The 7,532-nt window shown below is 67.1% G+C and carries 8 protein-coding genes; all 8 read left to right on the top strand.

Features of this window, described 5'->3' with window-relative positions; translation table 11 throughout:
* A partial coding sequence (locus tag AAG801_RS38495; RefSeq protein ID WP_341893161.1) for an acyl-CoA dehydrogenase family protein occupies positions 1 to 395 on the top strand: 395 nt, incomplete at its 5' end.
* Between the two features lie 26 nt (positions 396 to 421).
* Complete coding sequence (gene can, locus AAG801_RS38490; protein WP_341893160.1) at positions 422 to 1,105, top strand: carbonate dehydratase; 684 nt, start codon at positions 422 to 424, stop codon at positions 1,103 to 1,105.
* A 13-nt stretch (positions 1,106 to 1,118) separates the two neighbouring features.
* Positions 1,119 to 2,903, top strand: coding sequence for a bifunctional isocitrate dehydrogenase kinase/phosphatase (gene aceK / locus AAG801_RS38485; protein WP_341893159.1), 1,785 nt, complete (start codon positions 1,119 to 1,121; stop codon positions 2,901 to 2,903).
* A 13-nt stretch (positions 2,904 to 2,916) separates the two neighbouring features.
* The gene (locus AAG801_RS38480) at positions 2,917 to 3,405 is read left to right on the top strand and encodes a hypothetical protein (protein WP_341893158.1); all 489 of its coding nucleotides are present in this window, start codon (positions 2,917 to 2,919) and stop codon (positions 3,403 to 3,405) included.
* Positions 3,406 to 3,416: 11 nt separating this feature from the next.
* Positions 3,417 to 4,595, top strand: a complete 1,179-nt coding sequence (locus AAG801_RS38475) for an acetyl-CoA C-acyltransferase (protein WP_341893157.1) — start codon at positions 3,417 to 3,419, stop codon at positions 4,593 to 4,595.
* A 1-nt stretch (position 4,596) separates the two neighbouring features.
* On the top strand, positions 4,597 to 5,262 hold the full coding sequence (locus tag AAG801_RS38470) for an SDR family oxidoreductase (protein WP_341893156.1): 666 nt from the start codon (positions 4,597 to 4,599) through the stop codon (positions 5,260 to 5,262).
* A 9-nt stretch (positions 5,263 to 5,271) separates the two neighbouring features.
* Positions 5,272 to 6,402: an acyl-CoA dehydrogenase family protein gene (locus tag AAG801_RS38465; protein WP_341893155.1), complete on the top strand. Its 1,131-nt coding sequence runs from the start codon at positions 5,272 to 5,274 to the stop codon at positions 6,400 to 6,402.
* Between the two features lie 27 nt (positions 6,403 to 6,429).
* On the top strand, positions 6,430 to 7,532 hold a 1,103-nt coding region (trkA, locus tag AAG801_RS38460; protein ID WP_341893154.1), incomplete at its 3' end, for a Trk system potassium transporter TrkA.

Below are 7,532 nucleotides of genomic sequence, written 5' to 3'. Positions count from 1 at the left end.
TGATGGACAACGTCGTGCCCTACGTGCACGACCGCAAGCAGTTCGGCCAGAGCATCGGCGAGTTCCAGCTCGTGCAGGGCAAGCTGGCCGACATGTACACCGTGCTGCAGGCCGGCCGTGCCTTCTGCTACACGATCGGCAAGAACCTCGACATGCTCGGCAGCGAGCACGTGCGCCAGGTGCGCAAGGACTGCGCGAGCGTGATCCTGTGGTGCGCCGAGAAGGCGACCTGGATGGCCGGCGAGGGCATCCAGATCTTCGGCGGCAACGGCTACATCAACGAATACCCGCTCGGCCGCCTGTGGCGAGACGCCAAGCTGTACGAGATCGGCGCCGGCACCTCGGAGATCCGCCGCATGCTGATCGGCCGGGAATTGTTCGCCGAGACGATGTGACCCTGCCGCCTGCGTAAACTGCCCGCATGAGCACCCACCTCGACGAGCTCTTCGAGAGCAACCGCCGCTGGGCGGCCGAGACCGAGCGCAAGACGCCGGGCTTCTTCACCGGCCTGCTCGCCCAGCAGGCACCGCAGTACCTGTGGATCGGCTGCGCAGACAGCCGCGTTCCGGCCAACGAGATCCTCGGCCTGCTGCCGGGCGACGTGTTCGTGCACCGCAATGTGGCCAACGTGGTGGTGCACTCCGATCTCAACGCGCTGTCGGTCATGCAGTACGCGATCGACATGCTGCAGGTGCGCCACATCATGGTCGTCGGCCACTACGGCTGCGGCGGCGTGACGGCGGCGCTGACCAACCGCCGCGTCGGACTGGCCGACAACTGGATCCGCCACGTGCAAGACGTGCGCAACAAGCACCGCACCTGGCTCGACGGCATGGACGACGACACGCTCAAGCTGAAGGCGCTGTGCGAGTTGAACGTGCTCGAGCAGTCGCTCAACGTCTGCGAGACCACCGTGGTGCAGGACGCCTGGGAGCGTGGCCAGTCGGTGGTGGTGCACGGCTGGGTCTACGGCCTGCACAACGGCCTGATCGAGGACCTGAAGATGACGGTCGCCAACGCCGGCGAAGTGGCCGCCGCCTACGGCCTGGCGCTCGGCGCGCTGAAGACCCGCTTCGACGCGATCCGCAAGAACGGCAAACCCTGAACGAGGCGGTGCGATGTTCCCCACCCGCCTGACCGACTCGCGCGGCTTCGACATCGCCCAGGCGCTGCTCGAAGGTTTCAACCGCCACTACCGCCTTTTCCGCGAGACCAGCGCGCTGGCCAAGCGCCGCTTCGAGCAGGCCGACTGGCACGGCCAGCAGCGCGCCCAGCGCGAGCGCATCGAGTTCTACGACAAGCGGGTGGAAGAGGCCGCCGAGCGGCTGCAGACCGAGTTCCAGGCCGGCAGCCTGCCGATGGACGTGTGGCAGCAGGTCAAGCTGCACTACATCGGCCTGCTCACCAACCACCACCAGCCCGAACTCGCCGAGACCTTCTTCAACTCGGTGACGACGAAGATCCTGCACCGCAGCTACTTCAACAACGACTTCATCTTCGTGCGGCCGGCGGTCAGCACCGAGTACATCGAGAACGAGGAACCGGCCTCGCTGCCGACCTACCGCGCCTACTACCCGACCAAGGCCACGCTGCGCGACACGCTGCTGCGCGTGATCGACAACTTCCAGCTCGAACGCGAGTTCGAGGACCTCGGCCGCGACGTCGACCACGTGCTCGCCGCGGTGATCTCCCGGCTGGGCGAGTTCCGCATGCGTGCGAACTTCCAGCTGCAGGTGCTCTCGTCCCTCTTCTACCGCAACAAGGGCGCCTACGCGGTCGGCAAGATCATCAACGGCTTCAACGAGCTGCCGTTCGCGCTGCCCATCCTGCACACGCCGCGCGGCCAGCTGGCGATCGACGCGGCGCTGTTCGGCGAGGACGACTTGCTGATGCTGTTCAGCTTCGCGCGGGCCTACTTCATGGTCGACATGGAGGTGCCCTCGGCCTGCGTGCAGTTCCTGCGCTCGATGATGCCGCGCAAGCCGAAGAGCGAGATCTACAACGCGATCGGCCTGCAGAAGCAGGGCAAGAACATCTTCTACCGCGACTTCCTCTATCACCTGAAGCACAGCAGCGACCGCTTCCGCATCGCGCCGGGCATCAAGGGCATGGTGATGCTGGTGTTCGACCTGCCGAGCTACCCCTATGTCTTCAAGGTGATCAAGGACTTCTACCCGCCGCCGAAGGAGACCTCGCGCGAGCTCATCCAGAGCAAGTACCTGCTGGTGAAGACGCACGACCGCGTCGGCCGCATGGCCGACACGCTGGAGTACAGCAACGTCGCCTTCCCGCGCGCGCGCTTCGAGCCGGAACTGATCGAGGAACTGAAGCACTACTGCCCGAGCCTGATCGAGGAAGATGGCGACACGCTGGTGATCCGCCACCTCTACATCGAGCGGCGCATGATCCCGCTGAACATCTATCTGCAGGAAGCCAACCCGCGGCAGATGGAGCATGCCGTGATCGAGTACGGCAACGCGATCAAGGACCTGGTGCGCGCCAACATCTTTCCCGGCGACATGCTGTGGAAGAACTTCGGCGTGACGCGCCACGGCAAGGTGGTGTTCTACGACTACGACGAGATCGAGTACCTGACCGACTGCAACTTCCGCCGCGTGCCCGAGCCGCGCAACGAGGAGGAGGAGATGTCCGGCGAGATCTGGTACCACGTCGGGCCGCGCGATGTGTTCCCGGAAACCTTCGGCCCCTTCCTGCTCGGCAACGTCGCGGTGCGGGAGGTCTTCATGAAGCACCACGCCGACCTGCTCGACGTGGCCTTCTGGCAGGGGCACAAGGACCGCATCCTGGCCGGCCATGTGCACGACGTGTTTCCCTACGAGCAGGACAAGCGCTTCCGCCGCCACCGGCAGAGTGCCGCCGAGGCGGCCGAAGCCGGCATGTAGGGGCACCACGGAGATGGACTGGAAGGACGCCTTCGAGCTCGCCAGCTACGTGGTGACCGTGGTGGCGCTGCCGTTCGCGGTGTGGGTGTTCCTCGCCGAGCAGCGCAAGGAGCGCGAGAACGAGGAGGAGGAGGCCTACCAGCACCTCTCCGACGCCTACAACGACTTCCTGCGCATCGTGCTCGACAACGCCGACCTGCAGTTGCGCACCAACGCTGCATTGCCCAACCCGACGCCCGAGCAGAACGAGCGCATGCTGGTGATCTTCGACATGCTGATATCGCTGTTCGAGCGCGCCCACCTGGTCGCCTACAAGGAAGCCATGTCGCCCACCGAGCAGCGGCGCTGGAACTCCTGGGACGACTACATGCGCGAGTGGTGCCGCCGCGACGACTTCTTCAACGCCCTGCCGCTGCTGCTGCGCGGCGAGGATCCGCAGTTCCAGAGCTACATCAAGCGTGTCGCGCAGGAGGAGCGCGGCACTTCTCTCATCACCTCGTGAAGGAGCCTCTCATGTCCGAATCCATCGTCATCGTCTCCGCTGCCCGCACGCCGATCGGAGGCCTGCTGGGCGACTTCTCCAACCTCGCCGCCTGGGAACTGGGCGCGGTGGCCATCAAGGCCGCCGTCGAGCGTGCCGGCGTGCCCGGCGATGCCGTCGACGAGGTGCTGTTCGGCAACTGCCTGATGGCGGGCCAAGGCCAGGCGCCGGCGCGCCAGGCGATGCGCAAGGCCGGCCTGCCCGATTCGGCCGGCGCCGTGACGATGAGCAAGATGTGCGGCTCGGGCATGCGCGCGATGATGTTCGCGCACGACATGCTCGCCGCCGGCAGCGCCACGGTGATGGTCGCCGGCGGCATGGAGAGCATGACCAACGCGCCGCACCTGATGTTCGCGCGCAAGGGCATCAAGTACGGCGCTTCCGCCATCTACGACCACATGGCGCTCGACGGCCTGGAAGACGCCTACGAGCGCGGCAAGGCGATGGGCGTGTTCGCCGAGCAGTGCGTGACCAAGTACAACTTCACCCGCGAGGCGATGGACCAGTTCGCGATCGCCTCCACCCAGCGCAGCAAGAAGGCCAACGAGGACGGCAGCTTCGACTGGGAGATGGCGCCGGTGACGCTGCAAGGCAAGGCGGGTGAGACGGTGGTCAAGTGGGACGAGCAGCCCTTCAAGGCCAAGCTCGACAAGATCCCCGGCCTCAAGCCGGCCTTCAAGAAGGACGGTGCGATCACCGCCGCCACCTCGTCGAGCATCTCCGACGGTGCGGCGGCGCTGGTGCTGATGCGCGAGTCGACCGCCAAGGCCATGGGCGTCAAGCCGATCGCTCGCATCGCCGCGCACAGCGTGCATGCGCAGGCGCCGGACTGGTTCACCACCGCGCCGGTGGGTGCGATCGAGAAGGTGCTGAAGAAGACCGGCTGGGCGGTCAAGGACGTCGACCTGTGGGAAGTCAACGAGGCCTTCGCGGCGGTGACGATGGCGGCGATGGCCGAGTTCAAGCTGCCGCACGAGATCGTCAACGTGCACGGCGGCGCCTGCGCGCTGGGCCACCCGATCGGTGCCTCGGGCGCACGCATCGTGGTGACGCTGCTCGGCGCCTTGCGCAAGCAGGGCAGGAAGAAGGGTGTGGCGGCGCTGTGCATCGGTGGCGGCGAGGCGACCGCCTTGGCCGTCGAGCTGTTCTGACGTGCCGCACGTCCTGATCATCGGCGCATCGCGCGGCATCGGCGCCGAGTTCGTGCGCCAGTACCGCGCCGAGGGCTGGCAGGTGACGGCCACGGCGCGCAGCGATGACGCACTCGCCGCGCTGCGCGGGTTGGGCGCGACGGCGCTCGCACTCGACGTCACCAACGCCGAGAGCACCTCTCGCCTGGCCTGGCAGCTGGACGGCGCCGCCTTCGACGTGATCCTCAACGTTGCCGGTGTGCTGAAGCGCCAGGCGGGCCTCGAGCCGCCCACCGACGCCGACTTCGACCACACCATGCACGCCAACGTGCTGGCGCCGATGCGCGTGCTGCCGCAACTCGCCGACATGCTTGCGCCGGGCGCGAAGCTGGCGCTGATCTCGTCGAAGATGGGTTCGATCGGCGCGCGCGCCAGCACCAGCAGCTGGCTGTACCGTGCCTCCAAGGCGGCGGCCAACTCGGTGTTGAAGGACATCTCGCTCGAGTGGGCCGCCAAGGCCACCTGTGTGAGCTTCCACCCGGGCTGGGTGCGCACCGACATGGGCGGCGAGGGTGCCGACCTCACGGCCGAGCAGAGCGTGACCGGCATGCGCGGCGTGATCGCTGCGCTGACGCCGAAGGACAACGGCCGCTTCCTGAACTACGACGGCAGCGCAATCGACTGGTGAAGGAAATCCATGCTGTTGAGTGACGACCATCTGGCGGTGCAGGATGCCGTGCGCAGCTTCGTGCAGGAGCAGATCGCGCCGCATGCGGCACGCTGGGACAAGGAGCATCACTTCCCCGCCATCGAGCTGCAGGGGCTGGCGGCGCTGGGCTGCTACGGCGTGGCGGTGCCCGAACAATGGGGCGGCGCGGGTCTGGACTACCTGGCGCTGGCCGTCATCCTCGAGGAGATCGCCGCCGGCGACGGCGGCACGTCCACGGTGGTCAGCGTCAACAACTGCCCGGTCTGCTCCATCCTGATGGCCTGGGCGAGCGACGTGCAGAAGGAACAATGGCTGAAGCCGCTGGCGCGCGGCGAGATGCTCGGCGCCTTCTGCCTGACCGAGCCGCATGTCGGCTCGCAGGCGGATGGATTGAAGACGACCGCGGTGCGTGACGGCGCCGACTATGTGCTCAATGGCGTCAAGCAGTTCATCACCAGCGGCAAGCACGGCGACGTGGCGATCGTGATGGCCGTCACCGACAAGGCCGCCGGCAAGAAGGGCATCAGCGCCTTCCTCGTGCCGACCGCCACGCCCGGCTACACCGTCGCGCGGCTCGAAGACAAGATGGGCCAGCACAGCAGCGACACCGCGCAGGTCCTGTTCGAGAACTGCCGCGTGCCGGCCGCCCACCTGATCGGCGAGGAAGGGCAGGGCCTGAAGATTGCCCTCTCGGGCCTGGAGGGCGGGCGCATCGGCATCGCCTCGCAGAGCCTGGGCATGGCACGTGCAGCCTTCGAGGTGGCGCTGGCCTACTCGAAGGAGCGCATCGCCTTCGGGAAGCCGATCTTCGAGCACCAGGCGGTGCAGTTCCGCCTGGCCGACATGGCGACGCAGATCGAAGCGGCGCGCCAGCTGATCCACCACGCCGCGAGCCTGAAGGACGCCGGCAAGCCCTGTCTCAAGGAGGCGGCGATGGCCAAGCTGTTCGCCAGCGAGATGGCCGAACGTGTGTGCAGCGCGGCGATCCAGACCCTGGGCGGCTACGGCTACGTCAGCGACTTCCCGCTCGAGCGCATCTACCGCGACGTGCGTGTGTGCCAGATCTACGAGGGCACGTCCGACGTGCAGAAGATCCTTATCGGCAGAGCCCTGGCATAGTTCGCAGCGGCAGTACGGCGCGAACCCATGAACATCATCATCCTCGGTGCCGGCCGCGTGGGCGAGAGCGTGGCCGAGAGCCTGGTGTCGGAGAAGAACGACATCACGGTGATCGACACCAACCCGCAGCGGCTGCGCGAACTCGAAGACCGGCTCGACCTGCGTGGCGTGCCCGGCAACGGCATCCAGCCCTCGGTGCTGGAGGCCGCCGGCGCGAAGGACTGCGACATGCTGATCGCCTGTGCGCCGCTGGACGAGACCAACCTCGTGTGCTGCAAGGTGGCGCACGACATCTTCAGCATCCCGACCACGATCGCGCGCATCCGTTCGCCGGAGTTCGTCAACGACAGCCCGCTGATGGGCAACGAAGGCTTCGCGGTCGACGAGGTGATCTGCCCTGAGGCGTCGCTCACCAACTACATCCGCAAGCTGATCGAGTATCCCGAGGCGCTGCAGGTGCTGGAGTTCGCCGGCGGTGCGGTCAGCCTGATCGCGGTGCGGGCGGTCAGCGGCGGGCCGATGGTGCGGCACGTGATCAGCGAGCTGCCGCAGCTCGTGCCCAAGGTCGAGATGCGCTTCGTGGCCATCTACCGCAACGACGAGCTCGGGGTCGACCGCCAGGTGGTGTGCGACGGCACCACGCGCATCGAACCGGGAGACGAGGTCTTCGTGCTCGCCGCCACGCGCGACATCCGCCGCGTTCTCGACGCCCTGCGCCGCCGCGACGAGCCGGTGCGCCGCGTGATGATCGCCGGCGGCGGCCGTGTCGGCCTGCGCCTGGCGCGGCAGATCCAGGACGACTGCCACGTCAAGGTGATCGAGACCAGCCAGGCGCGCTGCGAGTACCTGACCACCCAGCTGCGCAGCGACGCGCTGGTGCTGCAGGGCGACAGCACCGACGAGGACCTGCTCGAGACCGAGAACGTGCAGGACACCGACCTCTTTCTCGCGCTGACCAGCGACGACGAAGACAACATCATGGCCTGCCTGCTGGCCAAGCGCATGGGCGCGCGGCGCGTGCTGGCGCTGATCAACCGGCGCGCCTATGCGGACCTGGTGCAGGGCACGCAGATTGACATCGCGCTGTCGCCCGCGCAGACGGTGATCGGCGAGCTCCTCGCCTATGTGCG

Source organism: Variovorax sp. YR752 (genome assembly GCF_943372545.1).
The sequence above is the reverse complement of the archived record's forward strand: the minus strand, read 5'-3'. Positions and strand labels throughout refer to the sequence as shown.